The following is a 24,971-nucleotide window of genomic DNA, read 5'->3' as shown; positions in this document are numbered from 1 at the left end:
GTCCACCGTGTTATTGCGTGCGTTGTGCCAATACAGGTAGACGGGCGAGCCATGCAGTTCCTCCGCACCCCGGACGAACGCTTCGCAGGCCTCCCCGACTTCGCCTTCGCCCCGCACTACGTGCAGGTGCCCGACGGCGAAGGCGGCACGCTGCGCGTGCACCACCTCGACGAAGGCCCGCGCGAGGGCCGCACCGTCGTCTTCCTGCACGGCAACCCGTCCTGGTCGTACCTCTGGCGCAAGGTCGTCCCGCCCTTCGTCGCCGCCGGCTACCGCTGCATCGCGCCCGACCTCGTCGGCCTCGGGCGCTCGGACAAGCCGGTGCGCTACGAGGACTACACCGTGGCGCGCCACGTGGCGTGGATGCGGAGCGCGCTCTTCGACGCCCTCGCGCTGTCGTCGGTCGATCTCGTCGCGCAGGACTGGGGCGGCATCGTCGGCCTGCGCCTCGTCGCCGAGCTGCCGGACCGGTTCCGCACCGTCAGCGCGGCGAACACGGGCATGCCGACGGGCCAGGGCCCGTTCAGCCGGTTCCTGCGCGAGTGGCCGGCGATGGCGAAGGCGATGCCGGAGTTTCCGGTCGGGACCCTCGTGCGCTCCGGCTGCGCGGACGGCCTGACGGACGAGATCGCCGCGGCCTACGACGCCCCCTTTCCCGACGAGACGTACAAGGCCGGCGCCCGCAGCTTTCCCGCCCTGATCCCGCTCACGCCGGACGATCCGGCGGTGCCCGATCAGCTCGCGGCCTGGACGGTCCTCGAGACGTTCTCGCGCCCGCTGCTGTGTGCCTTCAGCGACAAGGACCCGGCGAACCGCGGCGGCGACCGCATGCTGCGCGAGCGCATCCCGGGTGCGCAGGGCCAGCCCCACACGACGATCGCGGGCGGCGGTCACTTCCTCCAGGAGGATCGCGGGGAGGAGCTGGCCCGCGTCGTGCTCGACTTCCTCGGGACGCGCTGACGGCGCGCGCGCCCGTGGCGGCGCCGCCGCGGACTTTTTCCCAAGACCCCCGTCCCCGGAACCGCTACAGGGGCTCCATGTCGAACACCGAACCGACGCTGCCCCCGGGGATGCTGCTCTACCAGATGTCGATCGGGCACTACGTGTCGCGCGCGCTCCATCTCGCGGCGAAGCTCGGCATCGCCGACCGCCTGGCCGACGGGCCGCGCGACGCCGGCACGCTCGCCGCCGAGGTCGGCGCCCACGCCGCGGCGTTGCACCGCGTGCTGCGGCTGCTGGCGAGCGGCGGCCTCTTCACCGAGGATGCCGACGGGCGCTTCGCCCTGACGCCGCTCGGCGAGGCGCTGCGCACGGGCGTCCCCGGCTCGATGCGCGCGATGGTGCTGCTCTTCGCCGGCACGCGCATCCAGGACAGCTGGAAGGAGCTCGAGTGGTGCGTGCGCACCGGCGAGCCGGCGTTCAAGCGCACCGACCCCGACGGCGACGCGTTCGCCGCCATCGCCAAGGACCCGGAGCAGATGGCGGTGTTCGACGAGGCCATGGCGACGTTCGCGCCGATGACCGCCGCCGCGGTGGCCGCGGCGTACGACTTCTCGCGCTTCGGTACCCTCGCCGACGTCGGCGGCGGCAACGGCGCGCTGCTCGCGGGCATCCTCGCCGCCAACCCGGCGCTGCGCGGCCTGCTCTTCGATCAACCCCACGTCGTCGCGCGCGCCGGCGTCGCCGCCGCGGACCTCGGAGATCGCCTGCGCGTCGCCGGCGGCAGCTTCTTCGACGCCGTGCCGGCCGGCGCCGACGCCTACCTGCTGAAGCACGTGATCCACGACTGGAACGACGAGCGTGCGACCGCGATCCTGCGCAACGTCCGCGAGGTCGTGCCCGCAGGCGGGCGCCTGCTGATCGTCGAGGGCGTCTACCCGGTGCGGGTCGACACCTCGCTCGCGAGCCGCGGCGCCGCGGCCAACGACGTCAACATGCTGGTGTGCACCGGCGGGCGGCAGCGCTCGGAAGCCGAGTTTCGCGCCCTCTACGACGCCTCCGGATTCCGGCTGACGCGCGTCGTGCCGACGATGGCGCCGGTGTGCGTGATCGAGGGCGAGCCGGTGGGGTGAGCTCCCCCGCATCGTGACCGGGGCGCGCGATCACACCTCGATCTTCAGCCCGTGGCGCCCGCCGACCTCGGCCAGCTGGTCGAGGTCCGGATCCACCGGCGCCACCTCGCGCGCCATGTCCGTGAACATCCTCGAGGCGCCGAGGCGCGACGTCAGCGAGACCATCGCGGCGTCGCCCTTCCCGAAGCGGAACCAGTGCGCGGTCCCCGCGGGGACGTGCACCAGCGTCCCGGGCGGCGCGGTCCTCGCCTCGGCGTCGATGCCGAACTCGATCTCGCCGCGGAGCACGAAGAACGCCTCGTCCCAGGGATGGCTGTGCGGCGGCGGGCCGCTGCCCTCGGGTCCCTGCTGGTGGAAGATCTCGTAGCTTCCCGTCGCTTCACCCGACGCCAGGATGGTCAGATGCTCGCCCACGAGATCGAGCGCGGGCGGGTAGTCCTCTGGAGCGACGACGATCGGCCTGGCAGCCATGCGGGTCTCCCTTCACGTCATGGGACGGTGCGACGATCGCACGGAAGCCGCCCGTCGGCGGGCGTCACGTCCGCCACGGCAGCTCGATCACCTCGCCGTCCGGCAGCTTCACCGTGCCGCCGCCCGGCATGGCGGAGACGAACTCGCTCGCCGTCTCGGCAAAGAGCTGATGCACCTCGCCGGGCGGCAGGACGAGCGTGTCTCCCGCGGCCCAGCGGACCGCGCGATCGCTCACGGTCGCGCGGCCGCTGCCGCTGAGGAACAGCACGACCTCCTCGGTGTCATGGCTGTGCGGCGGCGTCGCCGATCCCGCGTCCATGCGGCCGCGCCACATCTCGACCTGACGCGCCCCCGAGGTCGGCGTGGCGACGCCGGCGACGTGGTTGCCCTCCAGGCTGTGGACCCGATTCTGCGCTCCGCGGAAGACGGCCATGCCCGCCGTTCTGCCTCGCGCGGGCGGCGCACCGCAACGGCTCGAGCTCGCCGCGGCAGCCTCGTCTCATCGCAGCGATCGGCAGCGCAGCTCGGGGGCATCGTCCCCCCACCGGATCGTCGCCTCGCCTCGGTGCTCCCAGTAGCTCTCGTTGCGTCCCTCGTAGCGCGCGCCGCTGCCGCTCGGCGCCTGGTACATGAGCGACGTCTCGCCGGCGTGCTCGGCGATCAGCGTCGCCGGATCGGTCTCGAAGAACGTGACCGCGAACTCGCTGGCGGCGTTGTCGTCGCACTGCCAGGTGAAGGGCCCTTTCGACGGCACGAGCCGGAAGCGCGCCTGGAGCTCGGCGATGCGCCGGCGGTAGGCGTCGCGGACGCAGGCGACCTCGTCCTCGGCCTTCCAGCAGTCGTCGCGCCGCTTCACCCAGCCGTGCTGCTCGGCCTTCGCCGCTGGCGGCGTCTTCTTCGAGGCGGCGGCGTAGACCTCGGCCATGCGGCGATCGAGCGCGGCGAGCGCAGGGTCCCGGCGGATCATCTCCTCGATCCCGCCGCCGGCAGCGGCGCTGCCCTCGGACGCGAAGCCGGCCAGAAGCAGCAGCGCGACGGCTCGCCACATGTCCCGATCCCTACCACCGACCGTCGCGCCGGTGCACGGCCCTACACCGGCAGCGGCCAGTCGTGCACGGGCGCGCCGGTCGCAGCGAGCGCACGATAGCGTGCCAGCATCCGCCTGAGAGCCGTCGGCCGATCCGCCGTGCCCTCGAAGGCCGCGAGCGCCGCGGTCTGCCAGCGCGCTCCGGTGCGACGTCGCGCCGTGCGCGCCGCGATCGCCGCGAGCAGGGGATCGACCTCGTCGGGTGCGACTCCGGCGTCGCACAGCGCCGTGCGCGCCAGCGGCAGGAGCTCCGGCACCAGCGTCGCCACCGAGCAGCGGCGCGGCGACGGCGCCTCGTCGTGCGGCCACAGCAGCTCGGCGTCGACGCCGTGGCGGGCGGCCGCGTAGAAGTTGCGACGCGCCTGCCCGAACGTCAGGCGGGTCACCAGCCGATCCGCATCGGGCGCGAGCGCCAGCGTCAGGCCGAGGAGGAAGGCCGTGTTGGCGAGCATGTCGATCACGGTCGGGCCGGCGGGCAGGGCGCGGAACTCGATGCGCAGGTGGCCGCCGCCGGCGGCGTCGTAGACGGCGCGATTCCAGCGCCAGACCGTGCCGTGATGCAGGCGCAGCTCCCACAGCTGCGGCACACCGCCGGCAGCGCGCACCGCGTCCGGATCCTCGGCGTCGACCGCGGCGAGCAACGGTGCGTGCAGCGCCACGCTCTCCGCGAACAGCTCCGCAGCGCCACGCCGCACCCAGCCGTGCCCGAAGGTGACGCGCGCCGGGCGCCAATCCTCGGGCTCGGCGTCGACGCGATCGTCGACCGACTGCCGGTAGAGCGCCACGCGCGTCTCGTCCCACAGGCGGTGCCCGAGGAACGTGGGCGAGTTCCCGGCGACGGCGAGCACCGGTGCGGTGGCGATCTGCGCCGCGTTGTAGGTGCGGGCGAACGCTGCGGGCGACACGCGCAGATGCACCTGCCACGAGGTGTTCGCCCCCTCGGCGGTGACGTCGTCGTACGTCGTCGTCAGCGGCTCGGGTCCGTCGATCGCGATCGTGAACGCCTCCTGGCGCAGGCGTCGCAGACCGTGCGAGAGCGCCCGGTAGCGCGGGCTCTCGGTGATCGCGGCGGGCGTCAGGTCGTCGGGACGCAAGGTGGGCAGGATGCCGATCGCGACCGGGCCTGCGCCCTGCGCGGCGGCGGCCACCTCGAGCGCTCCGAGCACGTCGTCGAGGTCGCGGCGGAGGGCCGCGAAGGGCCGCCCGCGGAGCGGCACCGGTGCGGTGTTGCACTCGATGTTGAAGCGGTCCGCCTCGAGCGTCAGGCGGGGATGCGCGGCGGCATCGAGGACCGCACGATTGCGCGGCAGCGGCCGTCCGGCGGCGTCGATCAGGCACAGCTCGAGCTCCGCCCCCACGGTGGTCGGTCCCTCGCCGAAACCGGGGCGACCCAGCAGGGCGTCGAGAGCCGCGACGCCGGCGCGAAGCCGGGCGGAGAAGCGCTCGAACTCCGCCTCGGTGAAGCTCTCACGATCGATCTCGCGTCCCATCCGCAGCGTGGTCGTACCAGCCTTCGCGCCGCTGTCCAGGCTCCCTCTGATGCGAGCGGGTATTCCCAGCCGTCGGACGGCGCCGCTCGCAGCGTCGCGCGCCTGCCACGCAGCCCCGGCGCGGCGGCGTCTTCTCGATGGCACGCCGCTGGCTTCGCGGATCGAGTGGAAGGAGGACCGTCATGGCCGGAGAGCTTGCGAAGATCGTGGAGCAGCTGAAGACGCAGCGGGACGAGCTGCGCGTCCGCCTGCATCTGGCGAAGGCCGACGCCCGCGACGAGTGGGAGGCGCTCGAGAAGCGCTGGGAGCATCTGCGCGCCGAGACGGCCGTCGTCGGGCGCGAGGCAGGCCACGCCGCCGGTGACGTCGGCGCCGCGACCCGACTCCTCCTCGAAGAGATCCAGCGGGGCTACCAGCGCATCCGGGCGCTGCTGTGACCGCCCCGCCGGCGGCGCTCAGTACTTGACGACGGCGCGACCGACGACGGCGCCGGTGCGGAGCAGCTCGAGGTTCGCGTTGATGTCCTCGAAGCGGATGACCTTCACCGCGTGCCGGACCTTCCCCTGCCGCGCGAGTGCGACCACCTCGGCGAGGTCGTTGTAGTTGCCCCAGAACGAGCCGTGGTAGGTGTACTCGCGCGCGACGAACGGGAAGAGCGGTATGTCGATGCGATCGCCGACGAGCCCGACCGATGCGTAGTGGCCGGCGATGGCGAGCAGGCCGAACCCGAGCTGCAGCATCTCCGTCGCGCCGGCGCAGTCGATCACCGCGTCGACCTCGCCCTGCCCCGCCAGCCGGGTCAGCTCCCTGCGCACGTCGTCGAGCGACCGCCCCCGCGTGCCGACGACGTGATCGGCGCCGAAATCCCGGGCGATGGCGAGCTTCTCCTCGTTGCGCGCGAAGGCGACGACGGTGGCGCCGCCGCCGAGCAGCTTCGCGTACTGCACGGCGTACGAGCCCAGCCCGCCGACGCCGAACACGGCGAGGACGCGATTCGGCCCGAGCGCCCCGGCGTCGCGCAGCTTCTTGATGCCGCGATAGGGCGTGAGACCGGCGTCGGTGAGCGGCGCGAGCTCCTCGGCCGAAAGACCGAAGCGCGCATCGACCTCGATCGCGTAGCGCGCGGGGACCGGCACGTACTCGCCGTAGCCGCCGTACGGACCGAAGCCGGGCCAGCGCCCGTGCGCGCAGATGTGCGTGTCGCCGCGATGGCAGTGGCGGCACGTCTCGTCGCCCCAGCCGCCGACGACGACCACCTGAGCCCCCTCCTGGAACCCCTTCACCAGGCTGCCGACCTTCTCCACCGTGCCGGCGATCTCGTGCCCGGGCGTCACCGGGAACGTCATCTCGGCATACTTCCGGAAGTAGCCGTCGACGAGCTGCACGTCGGTGCGGCACATGCCCGCGGCGCCGACCTTCACCAGCACCTCGTCGGCGGCGAGATCCGGGATCGGCACGTCTTCGAGCACGAGGGGCTGGTCGTAGGCGTGCATCCGAGCGGCGCGCATGATGGTTCTGCATACCGATCCTCCGGAAAGAGGCAATCGGATCGGGGCCGAATTCAGCCGAGCGACGCGAGGTCGGGGTTGAACGCGACTTCCCAGAGGTGTCCGTCCGGATCCTGGAAGTAGCCGGCGTAGCCGCCGTAGAACGTCGCCCGCGCCGGCGTGACGACGCGCGCCCCGGCGCGCTCCGCCTGCGCCATCACCGCGTCGACCTCCGCCTGCGAGTCGACGTTGTGCGCGATCGAGAACTCCGTCGCGCTCCGCGGCCCGACGGGCAGGCCGGTGTCGGCGGCCAGGCTCCGCCGCGGCCACAGCCCGAGCCGCAGCCCGGCGTGGAGCTCGAAGAACGCCGCGGCACCGTTTTCGATCTCGGTGCCGACGATCCCCTTCGTCGGGAGACCGAGGCCGTCGCGGTAGAAGCCGACGGCGCGCTCGAGGTCGTCGACGGCGAGCGTGATGAGGGTGACGTGGGGGTGCATGGGATGAGGGTAGCATGGGCCCTCTCGGCGATGCGGACGGAGACGGCGACGTCGCGGCCGGCCCGATGCCGTCGCGGCCCTGCACGCCGTCGGCGGCAGGCGTCACTCCACCGCCGCCGTCCCGCACGCCCGTCGCACCGGGCACGCCGGGCAGCGGGGCGCGCGCGCCACGCAGACGGTCGCCCCGAGGTCCATCAGTGCCTGGTTCCAGTCCGACGACCGCCCGCGCGGCACCAGCGCCTCGGCCAACCCCCAGATGCGCTTCGCGCGCCGCGACGACTTCGCCTTCCCGCGCACGCGGAACACGCGACCGATGACGCGGTCGATGTTGGTGTCGACCGTCGCCACGTCGCGGCCGAACGCGAGGCTCGCCACCGCCGCGGCGGTGTAGCGCCCGATGCCGGGCAGGCGTCGCAGGTCGCGCGCCTCCGACGGGAACACGCCGTCCAGCTCCGCGACCACGTGCTGCGCTGCGGCGTGGAGATTCCGCGCGCGGGCGTAGTAGCCGAGGCCGGCCCAGCTGTCGCGCACGGCGTCGGCGGGGGCGGCGGCGAGGTCCTCGAGGGTCGGATAGGCCGCCAGAAAGCGCGGGAAATACTCGGCTACCCGGACGACCTGGGTTTGCTGGAGCATGATCTCCGAGACCAGCACCGCGTAGGGATCGGTCGAGCCGCGCCAGGGGAGGTCGCGCTTGTGGCGGCCGTACCAGCGCAGGAGCCGGCGACGGAACGCCTTCGCCGTATCCGAGAGCGCAACGGGTTTGCGCTGGGGACTCGCTCGGCGACGCGTTACACTACGGGCCATCGATGGGTCGGCTTCGCGACGGGTTGATCGAGTGGGCCGCGCGGCACCTCACCAAGCCGCGACGCACCTACCTGCGCATCCTGCCGACCAACGCCGAGCAGCTGCGGGCGACGGCGCACAAGGGCGACGTCATCCTCGTCGACGGCGATCAGCGCGTCAGCCAGGTCATCAAGTACATGACGCAAAGCTCGTGGTCGCACGCGGCGCTCTACGTCGGCGACGAGCTGTGGAAGCGCTTCCCGAGCCGGCGCGCGGAGCTCGAGCTGCAATACGGCGCCGACGCGCGGCACCTCATGGTCGAAGCGCTCATGGAGAGCGGCGTCATCGCGTCGCCGGTCACCAAGTACGTGCACCTGAACCTGCGCATCTGTCGCCCGGTCGGTCTCAGCGACGAGCACCGGCAGCGGGTCGTCGACGAGCTCATCGCGCAGCTCGGCGAGCGCTACGACGTCGACAACTTCCTCGAGCTCGCGCGCTACTTCTTCCCCGTCTCGCTGATCCCGAGCCGCTTCCGCCGTCGGGCCCTCGAAATGGGCAATCAGCTCACCAAGGAAGTGATCTGCTCGTCGATGATCGCGCGCGCGCTGCAGAACGTCGGCTATCCGATCCTGCCGCAAGTGACGCCCGTCGACGGTCCGTCGCCCGACGGCTGGCTGCACCGCCTCGGCCTCCGCCGCGCGCCCTACCCGGCGTTGTTCCACCGCAACCGCCCCCAGCTGATCACGCCGCGCGACTTCGACCTGTCGCCGTACTTCGCGATCGTGAAGCTGGGGGCGATCGAGACGCGGTTCGACTACCGGCGCATCCGCTGGGCGTGAGCGCACCCGACCGTCCTAGCGCACGAACGGCGACGCATAGCGCGCCTTCCCTCCCAGCTCCTCGGCGATCACCAGCAACCGGTTGTACTTCGCCGTCCGCTCGCTGCGCGCCGGCGCACCGGTCTTGATCTGGCCCGCGTTGGTCGCGACCGCGAGGTCGGCGATGAAGGCGTCCTCGGTCTCGCCGGAGCGGTGCGAGACGACGTTCGTGTAGCCGGCGCGGGTGGCGCGGGCCATGGTCGCGCGCGTCTCGGTGAGCGTGCCGATCTGGTTCACCTTGATGAGGATCGAGTTGGCGATGCCGTCGGCGATGCCCGCGGCGAGGATCTTGTCGTTGGTGCAGAAGAGATCGTCGCCGACGAGCTGCACCGTCTTGCCGAGCTTCTCGGTGAGGAGCTTCCAGCCCTGCTTGTCGTTCTCGCCGACGCCGTCCTCGATCGAGACGATCGGGTACTTGCCGCACCACGCCTCGAAGAGCGCGACGAGATCGGCCGGCGTCTTCGCCGGGCCGCCGGCCTTGTGGAAGACGTAGCCGCCGTCCTGCCACAGCTCGCTCGAGGCGCAGTCGAGCGCCAGCGCGACGTCGCGCCCGGGCTCGAAGCCGGCGTCGCGGATCGCACCGACCAGCAGATCGAGCGCCTGCTCGTGGCCCTCGAGCGCGGGCGCGAAGCCGCCCTCGTCGCCGACCGCGGTGACGAGGTTCTTCTTCACCAGCGCCTTCTTGAGGACGTGGTAGACCTCGACGCCCCAGCGGACCGCCTCGGCGAACGTCGGCGCGCCGTGGGGGACGATCATGAACTCCTGGAAGTCGATGTTGTTGTCGGCGTGCTTGCCGCCGTTGATGACGTTCATCAGCGGGACGGGAAGCAGCGTCGCGTCGGCGCCGCCCATGAAGCGGTAGAGCGGTTGGCCGGCGGCGATCGCCGCCGCACGCGCCGTCGCCAGCGACACGGCGAGCAGCGCGTTGGCGCCGAGCTTCGCCTTGTTCTCCGTGCCGTCGAGCGCGATCATCTTCGCGTCGACGAGGTTCTGATCGGCCTCCAGGCCCGCGAGCGCCGGCGCGATCGCGCCGTTGACGTTGGCGACCGCCTTCGCGACGCCCTTGCCGGCATAGCGCTTGGGATCGCCGTCGCGCAGCTCCACCGCCTCGCGCTCGCCGGTCGAGGCGCCCGACGGGACCGCCGCGCCGGCGATCGCGCCGCCCGCGAGAGAGACCGTCGCCTCGACGGTGGGGAAGCCGCGGGAATCGAGGATCTCGCGGGCACGAACAGACTCGATCTTGGCCATGGGGAGCGACTCCTGTTGCCGACTGAAGGACTGGACGGTTTACTGCGGGCCCGCGGTGCGGACCACGATGATCCACTTCTCCGAGAACCCGGGGCTGACGCCGAGCACGCGCTCGAGCCGCAGGCCGGCGGCGGCCACCTCGGCTTCGAGCTGCTTGCGGGTGAGACGGTTGGTGGTCTTCTTCGTGAGCCCCAGGAAGCGGCGCACGGCGCGCGACATCGTCTTGAACGTGTAGGGATGGCAGACCATTCCGATCACGGGGCCGCGCGTGGCCGCCGCGAACGTGCGCAGCACCGCGACGCGGCGGTCCGGCGGCAGGTGCATCAGGAAGCGGCTCACGACCACGGCGTCGACGCTCTTCGCACGCACCGGCAGCAGCTCGACGTCGCCGAGCAGGACGTCGACCGGCTGCGCGCGTCCGCGCGCCACCGCGAGCATGTTCGGCGAGATGTCGGCGCCGACGACGCGGAAGCCGCGGCTGCGCAGGAACGGCGCCAGGATGCCCGTGCCGCAGGGCGCGTCGAGCACCAGCCCGCCGGGGGTCACGCCCTCGAGCGCGCGGGCCAGCGTGCGCTCGAGCATGCGCAGGTTCCAGCGCCGCAGGGGGCTGCCGTACCGGCGGCGCTCGTAGCGTTCGGCGTCGAGCGTCCGGTAACCCCAATGGGCGTCATAGGTCGGCGCATCCGGGCGGGCCATGCGGGATCGCGGACCCTACCGCTCCGCGGGGCACCGCGTCCAGCGTGGGGCCCTGCGGCATGAGCGCCCGCCGCGAGGGAATGCTGCTGGTCGGCGTCTGCCTGATGCTCTACCTGACGGGCGTCGGCGAGGTCCCCTTCTATACCCGCGGCGAGCCCCGCGAGGGGATGGTGGTCCAGGAGATGCAGCGGACGGGCGAATGGCTCGTGCCCGCCCGACCCGACGGCGACCTCGCCCGCAAGCCGCCGCTCTACTACTGGCTCGGGGCCGTCGCGCTGGCCGTGCTGCCGGAGCGCGCCGAGTTAGCGCTGCGCCTGCCGTCCGCGATCGCCGCGACGGCCGGCGTCGCGGCGACGTGGACCGCCGCGCGGGCGGCCTTCGGTCCCGCTGCCGCGCTGCCGGCGGCCGCCGTCCTGGCGACGTCGTTCGAGTGGGTGCGTGCGGCGACCTCGGCCCGCGTCGACATGGTCCTCGGCGGCGCCCTCGCGATCACGTTCGCCGGCTTCACGCTCGCGCTCGTCCGCCGCGGGCGCGGGCCGCTCGTGCTCGCCACCGCCGGCGCCGCGTTGGCCGCGCTCGCGAAGGGTCCCGTGGGGCTCGCGCTTCCGGCGCTCGCGATCGGCGCGCTCATGGCCGTGCGCCGGGACCGTTCGCTGCTCGCGTGGCTGCGCCCGATCCACGTGCTCGGCGTCGCCGGCGCGGTCGCGGCGCTCTGGTACGGCGCCGCGCTGATGAAGTACGGGGCCGCCTTCTTCGAGGTGGTCGCGAAGGAGAACTGGCTCCGCTTCATCGACACCGACGACGCCAAGACCGGCCACGCGCACGGCATCCTCTACCTCCCGCTGCTCGGCCTCGTCGGCCTCCTGCCATGGACCCCGCTGCTGCCGCTCGCCGCGGTGCCGCCGCGCCGGGGCGACACGCCGGCGGCCCGGGCCGCGGCGTTCGCGCTCGCGTGGGCGGTCGTGACGCTCGTCTTCTTCTCGCTCGCCGACGCGAAGCGCAGCGTCTACCTGCTGCCCGCGTTCCCCGCGTTCGCGCTGCTCGTCGGTGCGGCGCTCGCGGGGCCGCCGCCGACGGGGCGCGTGGCGACGGCACTGCGCTTCACGACGGCGCTCTACGCGCCCGTGCTGCTCGTGCTCGCCGCGGCGGTGGTCGCGCTCGCGGCGGGTGTCGACGTCGTCGCGCCGTTCCGTCCGTGGCTCGATCCGCGCGACGCGATCGGCGCCGACGTGGTCGAGGATGCGATCTCCGCCGTCGGCTCCCTGTTGGGGCCGCTCGCGATCGCGGCCGGCATCGCGAGCGTCTTTCTCGCGCGCGCCGCGCGGGCGGCGGACTGGCGTCGCGTCGTCACCATCCTCGCCGTGCTGGCGCTCGGCTGGACGATGGCGTTCGACGCCTTCGTGCACCCGCCGGTCGCCCGGACGCGCAGCCTCGCCGCGTTCATGCGCCAGATCGACCGCCGCGTGCCGCCCGCCGCCACGCTGCACGCCTTCTACAAGCCCGACCCGGGGATGCGCTTCTACGCGCCGCGGCCGGTGCAGCGCTGGGGCGAGGCGACCGACGACCCCAGCTATCTCCTCCTGTGGGAGGACGAATGGCAGCGCTGGCGCGATCGCGCAGGGCGGCCGTTGCGCCCGCTGCTGGTCAGCGACGCGCGCGACGCCAGCCGCGGCAGCCTCGCGCTCTTCGTCGTCCGGCCGAAGGGTCTCGTGCCGGCACCCGAGCCGTCAGAACGGGTAGTCGATCCCGGTGAAGATGGACATACCCTCCGTCCCCTGCCCGACGTCGACGAAGGCGACGATCTGCGGCGCGACGATGCCGCGGAACCCTAGCCCGTACACCCAGTGCAGGTCGTCGACCGGGCTGTTCGTGACCCCCTTCCACACCTGCCCGGCCTCGACGAACGGCGCGAGCTCGAGCTCGGCCTTCACGCCGAAGAGCCGCCGCTGATAGACCCGCGTCCGCAGCTCGGCGGTGCCGAGCGAGCGGTTGAAGCCGATGAAGCGGTCGCCGCCGTAGCCGCGCAGCGTGCGCCGGCCGCCCAGGCTGCTGCGCTCCCAGAACGGCGTGTCCTTCGGGCCCGACACGTAGTCGGCGAGCGCGCGCAGCGCGATGATCGGGTTGCGCTTCTCGCCGCGCAGCGGGATGAAGCCGCGCGTCTCGAAGCCGAACTTCATGTACGACGTCTTGCTGCCGAGCGTACGGTCGGCGGCGTCGACGTAGATCTGCGACAGCGCGCCCTGCGTCGGCAGGTCGATCGAGTCGCGCGTGTCGTAGGCGACGGCGAGCTTGTGCGCCCAATACACGCCGGCGTCGAGGCCGCGCGCGCGAACGTCGGTGCGCGGGTTGCGCCGGAAGCGGGGCGCGTCGATGAACGGCACGCCGTCGACCTGGCCGTGCGCCACCGCGTAGCGTCGGATGCGCATGCGGTAGGAGACGTTGACGGTGGGGACGATCCAGAAGCCGGGCGTGGCGTCGGCGAGGAACTCCTCGCCGGTGTAGTTCGACTCGTCGTCTTCACGCGACGTGTTGCCGAAGCCGTAGAAACGCTCGGTCGAGTCGCGCTCGTAGCCCGCCTTCGCGAGGAAGAAGGCGCGCTTCTCCCACAGGCCGCGATCCGCGTACTCGAACTCGTAGTTCTCGTCGATCGTCGTCGACTTGCCGACGGCGAGGGAGTAGCGCCGCGTGTCGCTCGGGTACCCGAAGAGACGGAGGGTCGGGAAGACGCCCTTCGTCTCGTTGTAGCGGACGTCGGGCGCGAGCATGTATTTGATCTCGTCCTTCTCGTCGAGAAGGAGCCACACGCCCATCAGGCCGTAGGTGTTGCCCTCGTTCGGATCGAGGATGATCTCGGGCACGGGGACGAAGCTGGTCTTCTCGACCCCGGGCGGCGTCCACGGCAGCTCGAACGCGGTCGCCGAGGTCGCGAGCGCGGCGAGCAGCGCGAGCGCGCAGGCTGTCAGGAGGCCGCGGGTACCGGGTAGTTGGCGAGGATCCATCGGTCACCAAAACGGGCGAGGACGTGGAACGGTGCGGGAACCAACCCGTCGGGTCGATCGCGACGCTTCTGCGAGTCGCTCACGAACACGAGCCGCTCGCCGCTCTGCCAGCGACGGTCGAAATCGGCGCGGCGCAGGAACATCTCTTCGGTCTTGCCCTCCAGGTACGTCGGCGGGACGAATCCCGGCGGCTCGAGCATCTCGATGCGACGGCCGCTGTAGAATACCAGCCCACCGACGATCTGATACTCCTCCGGCGACTCGAACACGACCGGAACCGCCTCGGGAACATGCTCCCGCACCACCTGCCCGACCGGCTTCCACGAGAAAAGCGGCTCCGCCACCGCCTGCGCCCGGAGCACGATGGCCGCCAGCGGCACGCCGACGAGCGCGAACCCGGCCGCGACCAGCCGCGGGCGGCGGCGGCGGACCGCCGTCGCGAGGACCAGTCCGCCGGCGCTGGCCGCGAGCGCCGCCGGGACCACCAGCGGCAGGAAGTCCGGCACCTGCGTGATCCAGTACACCCTGGAGAGCAACGACGTGCCCGCGACCAGGCCGGTCAGCCCTGCCCCGGTGAGCAGCGCCGCGACGAGACCGAGCCACCACCACGGCGCCGAGCCGACCGCACCCGTCCGCAGCCGTTCCAGCGCGTGCGCCGCGAGCAGCGCGACGGCCGGCAGCGCGGGAAGGCTGTAGTGCTCGAGCCGCGACGGCGGCAGCGAGAAGAACCCGACGACGCCCGCGAGCCAGACCCAGGCGAGGACGGCACCGCGCGCCGCCGGATCGCCGCGGCGCAGCCCGCGCCACGCCTCCGGCAGCGTGAACGGCACGACCAGGATCCAGGGCGCTGCGCGAAAGAGGAACGCCGCCCAGAAGAACGGCAGCGGGTCGCCCTCGGAATCGCGCGGGAACTTCTTGTCGAGGAAGAACAGGAGGTGCTGGTTGACGACGTAGTCCCAGGCGAACCCCGGATGCTCGAGCGCGACCAGCACGTGCCAGGGCAGCACGACGAGCGCGAGCACCGCGAGCCCGAGCCCGGGACGCATCCGCCGGATGGCCGCGAGCCCGTGCTCGCGCAGCATCACGACGCCGATGGGAATCCCCGCGACGACGATCGGCACCAGCCCCTTCGCGAGAACCCCGACGCCGAGCAGCCCGTAGAGCGCGACCAGGTTGCGCGTGCGCGCCGCGGCCGGTCCGTACTCCGCGCGATGCCAGAAGAGGATCGCACCGACGGTCGACACGATGATGAACGAGTCGGGACGCAGCGTGCGGGCTTCGAGCGCGAAGCCGATCGTCGTCGCGAGGATCGCCCCGGCCCACAGGCCGGTGGTCACGCTCCAGATGCGCGCGCCGAGGCGACAGGTCCAATAGACGGTGACCATGGCGACGGCGATCGTCGAGAGGCGCGCCCACTCGGTGAAGCCGACGAACGAGAACGCGAGCGCCGTCGTCCAGTAGGCGAGCGGCGGCTTGTTGAGGAACAGCGTCCAGTCCATCGTCGGCGTGACGAAGTCGCCACGCAGCAGCATCTCGCGAGCGACCTCGGCATACCGTCCCTCGTTGTCGAAGAACGCCGGCCGATCGAGGTGCAGCGCGAGCACCGCGGCCGTGGTGAGCGCGATGAGCGCCGCGGCGATTCGCCCCGGCTGCTCCACGTCCTCCCGCGCCCCCACGCAGCGCTCTTTAGGGAGCCGCGAACGAAAGTCAACGCAAGTCCGGAACCGCCTTGCGCAACCCAGGGACGACCGGTAGGGATACGCGAATTCCTTTGGAGGAGCGAACGATCGCATGGAGGCGCTAGCGCGGGCCGAACGGCCCTCACGCGTCCGGATGATCGAGCTCACGCGTGAGTTCGAGGCCCAGCGGGAAGAGCTGCTGGCGGCCTGTGAACGCGTGCTCGAACGGATGCAGCTCCTGAACGGCGAGGAGCAGAAGTCCTTCGAAGCCGAGATGGCCGACTATCTCGGCGTGCGCTACGTGCGCGGCGTCGCCTCCGGCACGGACGCGCTGCGCTTCGCCGTGCGTGCCGCCGGCTTCGGCGCCGGCGACGAAGTGCTGATCCAGGCCAACGCGTTCATGGCCGCCGTGGAGGCGCTGCACGACGCCGGGGTACGCCCGGTCGCGACCGACGTCCGCCTCGAGGATCTCGGCCCCGACGTCGACGACCTGGCGACGCGCATCGGGCCGCGCACGCGGGGCATCCTCGTCGTCCACATGTACGGCTTCCCGGTCGACATGGCGCCGCTCCTCGAGATCGCCCGCCAGCGCAACCTGAAGCTCGTCGAGGACTGTTCGCACGCGCACGGCGCGACGCTCGACGGCAAGCGCGTCGGCGGCTTCGGCGTCGCCGGCGCCTTCAGCCTCGGTGTCGTGAAGAACCTCGCCGCCTACGGCGACGCGGGTTTCGTCAGCACCGACGACGGTGAGCTCGCCGCCCGCATCAAGCTGCTCGGCACGCATGGCCAGGTGAAGAAGAACGAGCACGCGTTCTACGGCGGCAACAGCCGGCTCGACGAGCTGCACGCCGGCATGCTGCGCGCGAAGCTCCGTCTGCTCGACGTGCGCAACGCGCGCCGCCAGGCCATCGCCGCCCACTACTCCGAGCGCCTGCGCGGGCGGATCGTCGTCCCGCCCGCCGACGCCCGGCGCACGCACGTCTTCCACCAGTACGTCGTGCGCACGCAGCGGCGCGAAGCCCTCCGCCGGCATCTCGAGAACGCGGGCGTCGAGACCGGCATCCACTATCCGGTTCCGATCCACCGCCAGCCCGCCTGGGAGAACGCCTTCGGCGTCGGCTCCGCCCTGCCGCGCAGCGAGCAGGTCGCCCGCGAGATCCTCTCGCTTCCCGTGCACCCGGACCTCACCGACGCCGAGGTCGAGCACGTGGCGGACGCGACGGCACGGTTCTTCGACTGATGCCCGACGCCGCACCGCGGCCCGCGCTCTCGATCGTCGTTCCCGTCTACAACGAGGAGGGCAACGTCGTGCCGCTGCACGACGAGCTCACCGCCGTGGCGACACGGCTCGGCCGGCCCTGGGAGCTGCTCTTCGTCAACGACGGGAGCCGCGACGAGACGCTGCCGCGCCTCCGGGCGCTCACGGCGCAGAACCCGCACCTGCGCGTCGTCGACCTCGACGGCAACTTCGGCGAAGCATCGGCGCTGTGCGCGGGCTTCTCGGTGGCGCGCGGCGAGGTCGTCGTCACCCTCGACGGCGACGGCCAGAACGACCCGCACGACATCCCGAAGCTGCTCGCGAAGCTCGACGAGGGCTACGACGTCGCGAGCGGCCGGCGGCTGCACCGCGAGGAGGGCTTCTTCCTGCGCGTCCTGCCGTCGTGGGTCGCGAACCGGCTGATCGTGCTGGCGACGCGCGTGCCCGCCTACGACTGCGGCTGCGGGCTGAAGGCGTACCGGCGCCGCTGGCTCGAAGGCGTGCAGCTGCCGCGCGGGTTCAACCGCTTCCTGCCGGCAATCCTCGGCGTCGACGGCACACGCGTCGCCGAGATCGAGACGCGCGACCGCCCGCGCGGCTCCGGGCAGTCGCACTACGGCTTCTCGCGGGTGCTGGTCGTGCTGCGCGACCTCCCGTCGCTGCCGTTCCTGTGCCGGCGGCGGCCGGCGGGGCGTACGACGGCGAGCTTCGCCGGCGTCGGCGCGGCGCTGCTCTCCGTCGGCGCGGCATTCGCAGCCTTCCGGCTGCGCCTCGCGCCGGCCGTGCTCGCGGCGTTCGGCGCGGCGGTGGCGACGGCGGTGCGCCACAACGTGCTTCGCTTCGTGCAGGCCCGGGAGGCCGGGGTGTTCCGTATCAGGAGGGTTCTGGATGGCAGTTCGGCAGCCGAGCATCGCGATCGCGGGCGTGGGGTACTGGGGCAAGAACCTGCTCCGCACCTTCCGCAAGCTGCCTTCGGCACGGGTCGCCGCGGTCTGTGATCTCGATCCCGCGCTGCTCGAAGCGGCGCGCAAGGATCATCCCGACGTCGAAACGACGTCCGACTACGCCGCGCTCCTCGCGCGTTCCGACGTCGACACCGTCGTGGTCGCGACGCCGCCCTCGAAGCACCACGCCATGGCGCTCGCCGCGCTGCGCGCCGGCAAGCACGTCTGGGTCGAGAAGCCGCTCGCGCTGACCGCGGCCGATGGCCGCGAGCTGGTCGACGCGGCAAAGGCCGCCGGCACCATCCTCTTCGTCGACGAGACGTTCCTCTACGACCCGATGGTCCGCGAGATGAAGAAGCTCGTCGACGAGGGCGTGCTCGGCGACGTCTGGCACCTCTCCTTCGAGCGCCTCGGCATGGGCCGCATCCGCCGCGACTCGAACGTGTGGTGGAACTCCGCGCCGCACGACCTGTCGATCCTCTTCCATCTGGTGCCGCGGCCGGTGGCGCGCCTGCAGATGCACCTGCACACGTATCTCCAGCCCGGCGTCGCCGACATGGCGGTGTGCGACCTCGAGCTCGAGGGCGGCGTCTCGGCGCACGTCTACCTCTCGTGGCTCCACCCGGAGAAGACGGCGAAGGTCTTCGTCATCGGCAGCGAGCGCATGCTCGCGTACGAGGGGCGCTTCGAGAAGCGCGCCGTCACGCTGTTCGACTACACCATCGATCGCACGGCCCCGGCGACGAGCGCCGGCTCCGCACCGATCGTGCCGATCACCAACTTCGCGGGACGCGCCCTCGAGATTCCAACCGGCGCCGAGCCCCTGGGGCTGGCGGCCGAGCACTTCGTCGAGTGCGTGCGCACGGGCACCGAGCCGCTGACCAGCGGCGCCCGCTCGCTCCGCGTCGTCGAGGCGCTGGAGACGGCGGATCGTGCAGCCATCCGCGGCGGCCGCGTCTAGCCACCCCGCGCCGCCGCACCGGACGCCGCCCCGCGTCCGGATGCGCACGGTCATCGGCGTCGCCGTCGGGACGGCGCTCCTCGCCTTCGTCCTCTACCACGCGGGTTTCGCGGCGGTCTGGGACCGCCTGCGCGGCCTCGGCTGGTGGAGCCCGCTGATCCTCCTGCCCTACGCGATCATCAGCATCTTCGACGCGCTGGGCTGGCGGCAGACGCTCGACCCGGCCGCGCGCCGGCGCGTGCCGTTCCATGCGCTCTACCTGACGCGGCTGTCGGGCGAGGCGGTGAACAGCGTCACGCCGACCGCCGCCCTCGGCGGCGAGCCGGTGAAGGCGTGGATGCTGCGCACGTGGGGCGTGCCGTCGTCCGCGGGCATGGCGTCCGTGGTGATCGCGAAGACGGCGCTGATCGCGTCGCAGAGCCTGTTCACCGCGATCGGCGTGGGCGCGATCCTCTACCGCCTCGGCTACGGCGCCCTCGCCGCCGGCTGGCTGACGGTGCTGGGCGTACTGTCGATCGTCTTCACGCTCGGACTCGTGTGGATGCAACGCCGCGGGCCCGCGGCCGCGACCTGGCGCTGGCTGCGGCGGCTCGTCCCGCGTGCGGGCTTCGTCGCACGGCTGGAGCACGGGGCGACCGCGCTCGACGCGCGGCTCGCCGAGTTCTACCAGGGCGGGAGCACCGCGTTCGTCGCCGCGAGCCTGTGGTTCCTCGCCGGCTGGCTGACCGGCGTCTTCGAGGTGCACCTCATGTGCGCGCTGCTCGGCCATCCCATCTCGTGGCTCGACGCGCTCATCATCGAGACCCTCGCGCAGCCGATCCGCGCGGCGGCGATCATCGTTCCGGGCGCGATCGGCACGCAGGAGCTGGGCGGCGTCTGGCTGGGCAGCCTGCTCGGCATGCCCGAGCCCGAAGCCGCCGCGCTGTGGGTCCTGAAGCGCGCCCGCGAGCTCGTCTTCGACGGGCTCGGCCTCGTCTATCTCGGCCGCATCGCGGGCCGCGGACGGGCGTTGAACCCGGCCTGAGCGCCCGCCTATCCTCTCGCGTCGTGGAGACGCGCACGCTCGGCGACACCGGCCTCGTGGTCACCCCGCTCGGGATCGGGCTCGCCGCCATCGGCCGCCCCGGCTACATCACGCTCGGCCGCGACCGCGACCTCGGTGCCGCACGCACCCCCGACGACCTGCGCGCGCGCTGCTTCGCCATGCTCGACGCCGCCCGCGCCGCCGGCGTGCGCTACGTCGACGCCGCACGCAGCTATGGGCGCGCCGAGGAGTTCCTCGGCGCCTGGCTGCGCGCGCGCGGCGTGGCGCCCGGCGCGCTCACGGTCGGCAGCAAGTGGGGATATCGCTACACCGCCGGCTGGACGATCGACGCCGTGGTCCACGAGGAGAAGGAGCTGTCGCTCGCCCGCTTCCGCGCGCAGCTCGCCGAGAGCCGCACGCACCTCGGCGCCTGGCTCGACCTCTACGAGATCCACAGCGCGACGCTGGAGTCGGGCGTGCTCGACGACCAGGCGCTGCGGGAGGCGCTGTGCGACGCGCGCGCCGCGGGCGTGTACCGCGCGGTCGGCCTCACGCTGAGCGGCCCCACGTCGGCCGCGACCCTGGCGCGGGCGCTGGCCGCGGGCGCCGGCGGGCGCCGCGTGTTCGACGTCGTGCAGGCCACGTTCAACCTCCTCGAGCCCTCGCTCGCCCCGCAGCTCGCCGCCGCGCACGCAGCCGGGCTCGGCGTCATCGTGAAGGAGGTGCACGCCAACGGCCGTCTCACCGCGACCAACGCGCGCCCCGCCGACGCCGCCCTCGTCGCCCGGCTCGCCACGGTCGCCGCCGCCGCGACCATGGGCGTGGATCAGCTCGCGATCGCCTGGGCGTTGCGCCATCCGTTCGTCGACGTCGTGCTCTCCGGCGCCGCGACGCCCGAGCAGCTGGCGTCGCACCGGGACGCCGTGGAGCGGCCGCTCGACGCCGCCACCGCCGACGACCTGCGCGCGGCCGCGGAGCCGCCGGAGCGCTACTGGAAGACGCGCGCCAGCCTTCCCTGGTCCTGACGCGCTTGCAATCGACAACGGGCTTGCCGCCGCGATTTCGGCCCAGATCTGAATGACGACCGGCCGGGACACCGCCGAGGCCGCCGCCCCCGTGGCGTCCCCCTTCGCCACAACGCCCTCAAGTTCACCGAGCGCGGCTTCGTCCGCGCACAGGTCGGCGTCGAGGAGGATGCCGTCGTGCTCGAGATCACCGACACCGGCGTCGGCATCGCCCCGGAGGATCAGGAGGCGATCTTCGAGGCGTTCCGGCAGAGCGCCGACGGGGTCGGGCGGCGAACCGGCGGCACGGGGCTCGGGCTCTACATCGTGCGCGTTTCGTGCGGCAGCTCGGCGGCACGGTGCGGCTCCGGAGCGCGCGCGGAGAGGGGACGACGTTCACCATCCGCCTGCCTCGGCGCGCGCGGCGGCGTGAGGAGCCCCCACCCCGCGCGCACCGGCCCCCGCGAGAGCCGGCGCGCAAGACGCAACGCCGGTTACGCCGCGGAGCGGAGGCGGGCGATCCGCTCCTCGAGGGGCGGATGCGTCGCGAAGAGCTTCATGAGCTTGCCGGGGCTGCTGATCTTCAGCGCCGCGAGCGCCGGCTGGGCGTCGGCCGGCTCGGTGATGTCGACGTTGCGGCGCAGGGCCTCGAGGGCGTCGATCATGCTCTGACGGCCCGCCAGGCGGGCGCCGCCGGCGTCGGCGCGGAACTCGCGCATGCGCGAGAACCAGGCGACGACGATCGAGCCGAGAATCATGAAGGCGATCTCGAGCACGATCTGCACGACGAAGAAGAGACCGTAGGAGATGTTCTCGTTGTCGTCGCGACGGGTGGCGTTGGCGACGCCCCAGGCGATGACGCGGGCGAGGAACATCACGAAGGCGTTCACGACGCCCTGGAGGAGCGTCATCGTCACCATGTCGCCGTTGGCGATGTGGGAGACCTCGTGGCCGAGGACGCCCTCGACCTCGGCGCGGTCCATGCGGCGGAGGAGACCGGTCGAGACGGCCACCAGGGAGCGGCTCTTGGTCGGGCCGGTCGCGAACGCGTTCGGCTCGTCGGCCTCGTAGACGCCGACCTCGGGCATCGGGATGCCCGCGCCCTGCGCCAGACGATGCACCGTCTGGAGCAGCTGCTGTGCGCCGGGATCGGCGGTGCTCGGGTCGATGACCTGCACGCCCATGGCGTGCTTGGCCAGGATGCGCGAGAGGCCGAGCGAGATGAACGCTCCGCCCATGCCCCAGACGAGGCAGAACGCCAGGAGCGAGTTGTAGTCTATGCCCTGGGCCGTGAGGTAGGGCCGGATCCCGAGCACGTTCAGGATCACCGAGATGGTGATCATGACGAGCAGGTTCACGGCCAGGAAGAGGACGATGCGCTTCGCCATCGAGATCTCCTTCGGTCGGTTGAGACGTCCCAGGATAGCTACGATTCACTCCGCGGACGAGTGGGGGGCGCGACCTTTCGTCGCAGCGGGCCGGAGCGCCCCGGCCAGGAGCACCAGGGTCACCAACCAGAAGACGTGGGCTCCCACCGCCGCCGCCGGGACGAGCAGGTCGAGGCGTCCGAGCAGGGCGAAGGCGAGGGGAAAGACGTACCAGTCGCGCGTCGTCAGGGGCGACAGGACCCCGTCGATGATGCGGTTCTGCCAACCACCGCCGCGATGCCGGCGGTCCTCCGTCACCTCGCAGGCGGTGATGACGACGAACGCGCCCAGGACGCCGAGCCCCAGCGCCACCAGCCAGCGCTGATCCGGCAGGGCCCCCTGGGCGCCGAGCCGCATGGCGATGCCGCCGAGGAGGGCCAGGTGGACGAGGGTGTCGCCGGCGACGTCGAGGGCATGCCCCAGCCGGCTCTCGCTGAAGCGCAGCCGGGCCAGCTCGCCGTCGGAGCAGTCGAGAACCCCGGACGCGACGATCCCGAGCACGCAGGCGATCACCGCGAGCGGGCCGGGGAGGGCGAGCGCCAGCCCCCCGGCGACGCCGAGCAGGACGCCGAGCACCGTGACCGCGTTCGGGGTGAGCGGCGTGTGCAGCAGCAGCGCCGTCACCGGGCGCGAGAAGCGCCGGTGCAGGACGCGATCGAGGTAGCCGTCGCGCGGGTTCTCGAGGCCGCGCAGCAGCGCGCGCTCGGTGGCGGCCCGATGGCCCGACGCCGGCCGCAGGATGCCGGTCCAGGGCGGGCGCGGCGCGACGCCGTTCGCGGCCAACGCCGTACCGGGTGCGACCCGCACGCGCGCGCCGCCGGCCTGCACCTCGACGACGTCGCCCGCCGCCGCGCGCGCCTGGAGGTCGCGCACGAGCGTCTCGTCGAGCACGCTGCCCGCGCCGACGAGGAGCCGCGGCTCCGCGTCGGCGGGCGCAGCCAGTACCGGCGCCCGGGTGACCGTGCAGCGGATGCGCGGGTCGTGCGGGGGAGGCGTCTCGCCGACGACGGTGCAACGCTCGATGCCGGCACGCTGGAGGACGAGGATCGTGCGCAGCAGCAGGGGGATGCCGGCGATGCGGCAGGCCGCGTCGCCCGGCGCGGTGAGGATGAACGCCTCCCGGATCACGACTCCCCGACGCGCGGCAGGATCTCGCGCTCGGCGCGGGCGACGTCGTCCGGGAAGTCGATCTCGATCCACGGCATGCCGTCGACGCGCTCGACGCCGATCGGCACGCGCGCCATCAGCGCCGGGTAGACCTCCTCGTGCTCGATGCCGGTGTCGCCGGCGGCGACGCGGGCGCCGAGGAGGTCGCCGAGCAGACGGGCGGCGTCGGCGTCGAGGCGCAGGAAGCCGATCGACTCGCCCATCAGCTCCCAGCCGGGCTCGCCGCCGCGTACGATGTTGTGCACGCGGCCGGCGCGCACGCAGAGCATCTGCTCCTCGCCGGTGTTCTCCTGGCTCGCGTCCATGAGGAAGCAGTTCGGGTGGGCGGAGCCGACGAGACGGCGCAGCATGGTCACCGAGCAGAGGACGTCGGCGTCCATCACGAGCACGGGCCGGTCCAGCCACTCGCGCGCCGTCCACAGCGAGAGGATCGCGCCCTCGCGGAAGCGGTCGTTGACGACCACCTCGACGGACAGGCCGGGCACTGGATCGGCGAGCGCGGCGGCGACGTGTTCGGCGCCGAACCCCGCCACCACCACCGCGTCGCGCACACCCGCGGCCGCCAGCCCTTCGAGCAGGCGACGGAGGAGGCTCTTCCCCCCGACCTGCAACAGACACTTGGGCCGTCCGCCGGAGGCCTCGAGCAGCCGCTTGCCGACGCCGGCCGCGAGGATGATCGCCGTCATCCGCTCCTCCGTGCGCCCGCCAGCACCTCGCCGAGCGCGCCGACGAAGCGCTCGAAGTCGGCCGCCGCGAGCGCTCCCATGTTGGCCACCCGGAACGCCTCGCGGGCGAACCAGCCCTGGCCTTCGTAGATGACGAAGCCGCGCGCCTTGAGGCCGTCGTGCAGCGCCGCGTAGGTCACGCCCGGCGGCAGCCGCAGCGAGGTGATGGTGTTCGAGCGCAGGGCGGGCGGCAGGACGATCTCGAGTCCGAGCCCCTCGCAGCCGTTGCGCACGATGCCCGCCGCCGCGGCGTAGCGCGCCTGGCGGCCGGCGACGGTCTCGTCCAGCAGCTCGTCCAGCGCCTCGTCGAGCGCGTACGCGACCTGCACCGCCGGCGTGAACGGCATCGGCGTGCGGGCGTAGGTCGCGAGCGAGAGATAGAGGCTGCGCGGCGGGTAGGCGACGAGGCGCTCCAGCACGGCGTCGCGCACGAGCACGACGCCGATGCCGGGGAAGGCCTGGACGCATTTGCCCGAGGTGCCGACGACGACATCGACGCCGTCGGCCTCGAGATCGAGCGGATCGCCGCCGAGCCCGCTCACGGCGTCGACGAGGCAGAGCTTGCCGTAGCGGCGCGCGAGCCGTCCCACCTCGCCGACCGGCGTGCGCAGGCCGGTCGTGGTCTCGTGGTGCACGACGGCGACGGCCTCGACGTCGGGGGCGCGCAGGGCCGTCTCGACCGCGCCGAGGTCGGGCGGCGACGTCCACGGCCCTTCGACGACGGTATGGGCGATGCGCTGCGCCTCGGCCATGCGCGCCATGCGCTCGCCGTAGACGCCGTTGGCGACGACGACGAGGCGGCCCTTCGGCGAGCAGACGCTCGACACCGCGGTCTCGACCGCGGCCGTGCCCGAGCCGGTCACCAGCGTCGCCGCGAAGCCGCCGGCGGGCGCGAAGGCACGCAGGAGCTTCTCGCGCACGGCGCCCAGCAGCGCGGCGCACTCGGGCTCGCGATGACAGAGGTCGCCGCGCCCGAGCGCCGCGGTCACGCGCGGCGACACGTTCACCGGGCCGGGGTTGAGGAGGATCATCGAGCCTCGGCTGCCTAGCATCGGGGGCCTGGGCGCGCCACCG

General features: G+C 72.7%; 25 protein-coding genes and 1 pseudogene. 11 read left to right on the top strand and 15 right to left on the bottom strand.

Annotated elements, in window-relative coordinates; translation table 11 throughout:
- Positions 1-51 precede the first annotated feature (51 nt).
- Both KIT14_03060 and KIT14_03055 read left to right on the top strand, forming a co-directional pair.
- Positions 52-960, top strand: a complete 909-nt coding sequence (locus tag KIT14_03060; GenBank protein ID MCW5889510.1) for a haloalkane dehalogenase — start codon at positions 52-54, stop codon at positions 958-960.
- Between the two features lie 77 nt (positions 961-1,037).
- Entirely contained in the window at positions 1,038-2,072 is a 1,035-nt protein-coding gene (locus KIT14_03055; GenBank protein MCW5889509.1) for a methyltransferase, read from the top strand.
- 30 nt (positions 2,073-2,102) lie between these two features.
- Here the strand turns inward: KIT14_03055 and KIT14_03050 are convergent, their stop codons facing one another.
- The 4 genes from KIT14_03050 to KIT14_03035 all read right to left on the bottom strand — a co-directional run bounded on the left by KIT14_03050 (position 2,103) and on the right by KIT14_03035 (position 5,120).
- Positions 2,103-2,543, bottom strand: coding sequence for a cupin domain-containing protein (locus KIT14_03050; GenBank protein ID MCW5889508.1), 441 nt, complete (start codon positions 2,541-2,543; stop codon positions 2,103-2,105).
- Between the two features lie 64 nt (positions 2,544-2,607).
- The gene (locus KIT14_03045) at positions 2,608-2,976 is read right to left on the bottom strand and encodes a cupin domain-containing protein (protein MCW5889507.1); all 369 of its coding nucleotides are present in this window, start codon (positions 2,974-2,976) and stop codon (positions 2,608-2,610) included.
- 66 nt (positions 2,977-3,042) lie between these two features.
- Positions 3,043-3,591: an MliC family protein gene (locus KIT14_03040; protein ID MCW5889506.1), complete on the bottom strand. Its 549-nt coding sequence runs from the start codon at positions 3,589-3,591 to the stop codon at positions 3,043-3,045.
- A 41-nt stretch (positions 3,592-3,632) separates the two neighbouring features.
- Positions 3,633-5,120: a glutamate--cysteine ligase gene (locus KIT14_03035; protein ID MCW5889505.1), complete on the bottom strand. Its 1,488-nt coding sequence runs from the start codon at positions 5,118-5,120 to the stop codon at positions 3,633-3,635.
- Between the two features lie 182 nt (positions 5,121-5,302).
- On the opposite strand from KIT14_03035, the gene KIT14_03030 reads away from it, so the two are divergent.
- Entirely contained in the window at positions 5,303-5,557 is a 255-nt protein-coding gene (locus tag KIT14_03030) for a hypothetical protein (GenBank protein ID MCW5889504.1), read from the top strand.
- Positions 5,558-5,575: 18 nt separating this feature from the next.
- On the opposite strand, the gene KIT14_03025 is transcribed toward KIT14_03030, so the two are convergent.
- The 3 genes from KIT14_03025 to KIT14_03015 form a co-directional block, all read right to left on the bottom strand.
- Positions 5,576-6,628: an NAD(P)-dependent alcohol dehydrogenase gene (locus tag KIT14_03025; GenBank protein ID MCW5889503.1), complete on the bottom strand. Its 1,053-nt coding sequence runs from the start codon at positions 6,626-6,628 to the stop codon at positions 5,576-5,578.
- Positions 6,629-6,681: 53 nt separating this feature from the next.
- Positions 6,682-7,104, bottom strand: a complete 423-nt coding sequence (locus tag KIT14_03020) for a VOC family protein (protein MCW5889502.1) — start codon at positions 7,102-7,104, stop codon at positions 6,682-6,684.
- 102 nt (positions 7,105-7,206) lie between these two features.
- Positions 7,207-7,908 carry an A/G-specific adenine glycosylase gene (locus KIT14_03015; GenBank protein ID MCW5889501.1) on the bottom strand — a complete coding sequence of 234 codons (702 nt, stop codon included), beginning with the start codon at positions 7,906-7,908 and terminating at the stop codon, positions 7,207-7,209.
- A gap of 2 nt (positions 7,909-7,910) precedes the next feature.
- Here KIT14_03015 and KIT14_03010 point away from each other — a divergent pair, with 2 nt between their 5' ends.
- Positions 7,911-8,726, top strand: coding sequence for a lipo-like protein (locus tag KIT14_03010; GenBank protein MCW5889500.1), 816 nt, complete (start codon positions 7,911-7,913; stop codon positions 8,724-8,726).
- 15 nt (positions 8,727-8,741) lie between these two features.
- On the opposite strand, the gene eno is transcribed toward KIT14_03010, so the two are convergent.
- The gene (gene eno / locus KIT14_03005) at positions 8,742-10,013 is read right to left on the bottom strand and encodes a phosphopyruvate hydratase (protein ID MCW5889499.1); all 1,272 of its coding nucleotides are present in this window, start codon (positions 10,011-10,013) and stop codon (positions 8,742-8,744) included.
- A 39-nt stretch (positions 10,014-10,052) separates the two neighbouring features.
- On the bottom strand, positions 10,053-10,709 hold the full coding sequence (locus KIT14_03000) for a class I SAM-dependent methyltransferase (protein MCW5889498.1): 657 nt from the start codon (positions 10,707-10,709) through the stop codon (positions 10,053-10,055).
- Between the two features lie 59 nt (positions 10,710-10,768).
- Between KIT14_03000 and KIT14_02995 the strand changes: the two genes are divergently transcribed.
- Positions 10,769-12,541 (top strand): glycosyltransferase family 39 protein, encoded by a 1,773-nt coding sequence (locus KIT14_02995; GenBank protein ID MCW5889497.1) that lies wholly within the window; start codon positions 10,769-10,771, stop codon positions 12,539-12,541.
- On the opposite strand, the gene KIT14_02990 is transcribed toward KIT14_02995, so the two are convergent.
- On the bottom strand, positions 12,437-13,708 hold the full coding sequence (locus tag KIT14_02990) for a BamA/TamA family outer membrane protein (GenBank protein ID MCW5889496.1): 1,272 nt from the start codon (positions 13,706-13,708) through the stop codon (positions 12,437-12,439). The two genes, KIT14_02995 and KIT14_02990, sit on opposite strands and share 105 nt — an antisense overlap.
- A complete protein-coding gene (locus KIT14_02985; GenBank protein ID MCW5889495.1) occupies positions 13,669-15,384 on the bottom strand; it encodes a glycosyltransferase family 39 protein in 1,716 nt (571 codons plus the stop codon). Before KIT14_02985 ends, KIT14_02990 begins: the two co-directional genes overlap by 40 nt.
- A 157-nt stretch (positions 15,385-15,541) precedes the next feature.
- Between KIT14_02985 and KIT14_02980 the strand changes: the two genes are divergently transcribed.
- The 6 genes and pseudogenes from KIT14_02980 (at position 15,542) to KIT14_02955 (ending at position 20,914) form a co-directional block, all read left to right on the top strand.
- A complete protein-coding gene (locus KIT14_02980) occupies positions 15,542-16,627 on the top strand; it encodes a DegT/DnrJ/EryC1/StrS family aminotransferase (protein ID MCW5889494.1) in 1,086 nt (361 codons plus the stop codon).
- Positions 16,627-17,643: a glycosyltransferase family 2 protein gene (locus tag KIT14_02975; protein ID MCW5889493.1), complete on the top strand. Its 1,017-nt coding sequence runs from the start codon at positions 16,627-16,629 to the stop codon at positions 17,641-17,643. Before KIT14_02980 ends, KIT14_02975 begins: the two co-directional genes overlap by 1 nt.
- Positions 17,534-18,550: a Gfo/Idh/MocA family oxidoreductase gene (locus KIT14_02970; GenBank protein ID MCW5889492.1), complete on the top strand. Its 1,017-nt coding sequence runs from the start codon at positions 17,534-17,536 to the stop codon at positions 18,548-18,550. Before KIT14_02975 ends, KIT14_02970 begins: the two co-directional genes overlap by 110 nt.
- 40 nt (positions 18,551-18,590) lie before the next feature.
- Positions 18,591-19,574, top strand: coding sequence for a flippase-like domain-containing protein (locus KIT14_02965; GenBank protein ID MCW5889491.1), 984 nt, complete (start codon positions 18,591-18,593; stop codon positions 19,572-19,574).
- 23 nt (positions 19,575-19,597) lie between these two features.
- A complete protein-coding gene (locus KIT14_02960) occupies positions 19,598-20,599 on the top strand; it encodes an aldo/keto reductase (GenBank protein ID MCW5889490.1) in 1,002 nt (333 codons plus the stop codon).
- A 48-nt stretch (positions 20,600-20,647) separates the two neighbouring features.
- A pseudogene (locus KIT14_02955) lies at positions 20,648-20,914 on the top strand (hypothetical protein).
- 158 nt (positions 20,915-21,072) lie between these two features.
- Here KIT14_02955 and htpX read toward each other — a convergent pair.
- Genes htpX through KIT14_02935 form a run of 4 tightly spaced genes read right to left on the bottom strand, consistent with a single transcriptional unit; the run spans position 21,073 to position 24,928 of the window.
- The gene (htpX, locus tag KIT14_02950; GenBank protein MCW5889489.1) at positions 21,073-21,966 is read right to left on the bottom strand and encodes a protease HtpX; all 894 of its coding nucleotides are present in this window, start codon (positions 21,964-21,966) and stop codon (positions 21,073-21,075) included.
- A gap of 45 nt (positions 21,967-22,011) precedes the next feature.
- Positions 22,012-23,133, bottom strand: a complete 1,122-nt coding sequence (locus KIT14_02945; GenBank protein ID MCW5889488.1) for a CDP-alcohol phosphatidyltransferase family protein — start codon at positions 23,131-23,133, stop codon at positions 22,012-22,014.
- On the bottom strand, positions 23,130-23,858 hold the full coding sequence (locus tag KIT14_02940; GenBank protein ID MCW5889487.1) for a phosphocholine cytidylyltransferase family protein: 729 nt from the start codon (positions 23,856-23,858) through the stop codon (positions 23,130-23,132). Before KIT14_02940 ends, KIT14_02945 begins: the two co-directional genes overlap by 4 nt.
- Positions 23,855-24,928, bottom strand: a complete 1,074-nt coding sequence (locus KIT14_02935) for an aminotransferase class V-fold PLP-dependent enzyme (protein MCW5889486.1) — start codon at positions 24,926-24,928, stop codon at positions 23,855-23,857. Before KIT14_02935 ends, KIT14_02940 begins: the two co-directional genes overlap by 4 nt.
- Positions 24,929-24,971 lie beyond the last annotated feature (43 nt).

The organism is bacterium, assembly GCA_026129405.1.
Taxonomy (GTDB): domain Bacteria; phylum Desulfobacterota; class Binatia; order DP-6; family DP-6; genus JAHCID01.
This window is presented reverse-complemented; position numbering and strand designations above follow the sequence as displayed.

Bases quoted from the DNA above. Each gene is read 5' to 3' on its own strand.
- KIT14_03035 (MCW5889505.1), bottom strand. From the start codon at position 5,120: ATGGGACGCGAGATCGATCGTGAGAGCTTCACCGAGGCGGAGTTCGAG.
- eno (MCW5889499.1), bottom strand. From the start codon at position 10,013: ATGGCCAAGATCGAGTCTGTTCGTGCCCGCGAGATCCTCGATTCCCGC.
- KIT14_02935 (MCW5889486.1), bottom strand. From the start codon at position 24,928: ATGATCCTCCTCAACCCCGGCCCGGTGAACGTGTCGCCGCGCGTGACC.
- htpX (MCW5889489.1), bottom strand. From the start codon at position 21,966: ATGGCGAAGCGCATCGTCCTCTTCCTGGCCGTGAACCTGCTCGTCATG.
- KIT14_03020 (MCW5889502.1), bottom strand. From the start codon at position 7,104: ATGCACCCCCACGTCACCCTCATCACGCTCGCCGTCGACGACCTCGAG.
- KIT14_03025 (MCW5889503.1), bottom strand. From the start codon at position 6,628: ATGCGCGCCGCTCGGATGCACGCCTACGACCAGCCCCTCGTGCTCGAA.
- KIT14_03055 (MCW5889509.1), top strand. From the start codon at position 1,038: ATGTCGAACACCGAACCGACGCTGCCCCCGGGGATGCTGCTCTACCAG.
- KIT14_03040 (MCW5889506.1), bottom strand. From the start codon at position 3,591: ATGTGGCGAGCCGTCGCGCTGCTGCTTCTGGCCGGCTTCGCGTCCGAG.
- KIT14_03000 (MCW5889498.1), bottom strand. From the start codon at position 10,709: ATGGCCCGCCCGGATGCGCCGACCTATGACGCCCATTGGGGTTACCGG.
- KIT14_02970 (MCW5889492.1), top strand. From the start codon at position 17,534: ATGGCAGTTCGGCAGCCGAGCATCGCGATCGCGGGCGTGGGGTACTGG.
- KIT14_02980 (MCW5889494.1), top strand. From the start codon at position 15,542: ATGATCGAGCTCACGCGTGAGTTCGAGGCCCAGCGGGAAGAGCTGCTG.
- KIT14_03060 (MCW5889510.1), top strand. From the start codon at position 52: ATGCAGTTCCTCCGCACCCCGGACGAACGCTTCGCAGGCCTCCCCGAC.
- KIT14_02990 (MCW5889496.1), bottom strand. From the start codon at position 13,708: ATGGATCCTCGCCAACTACCCGGTACCCGCGGCCTCCTGACAGCCTGC.
- KIT14_03050 (MCW5889508.1), bottom strand. From the start codon at position 2,543: ATGGCTGCCAGGCCGATCGTCGTCGCTCCAGAGGACTACCCGCCCGCG.
- KIT14_03010 (MCW5889500.1), top strand. From the start codon at position 7,911: ATGGGTCGGCTTCGCGACGGGTTGATCGAGTGGGCCGCGCGGCACCTC.
- KIT14_02940 (MCW5889487.1), bottom strand. From the start codon at position 23,858: ATGACGGCGATCATCCTCGCGGCCGGCGTCGGCAAGCGGCTGCTCGAG.
- KIT14_03030 (MCW5889504.1), top strand. From the start codon at position 5,303: ATGGCCGGAGAGCTTGCGAAGATCGTGGAGCAGCTGAAGACGCAGCGG.
- KIT14_03015 (MCW5889501.1), bottom strand. From the start codon at position 7,908: ATGGCCCGTAGTGTAACGCGTCGCCGAGCGAGTCCCCAGCGCAAACCC.
- KIT14_02975 (MCW5889493.1), top strand. From the start codon at position 16,627: ATGCCCGACGCCGCACCGCGGCCCGCGCTCTCGATCGTCGTTCCCGTC.
- KIT14_02965 (MCW5889491.1), top strand. From the start codon at position 18,591: ATGCGCACGGTCATCGGCGTCGCCGTCGGGACGGCGCTCCTCGCCTTC.
- KIT14_02995 (MCW5889497.1), top strand. From the start codon at position 10,769: ATGAGCGCCCGCCGCGAGGGAATGCTGCTGGTCGGCGTCTGCCTGATG.
- KIT14_03045 (MCW5889507.1), bottom strand. From the start codon at position 2,976: ATGGCCGTCTTCCGCGGAGCGCAGAATCGGGTCCACAGCCTGGAGGGC.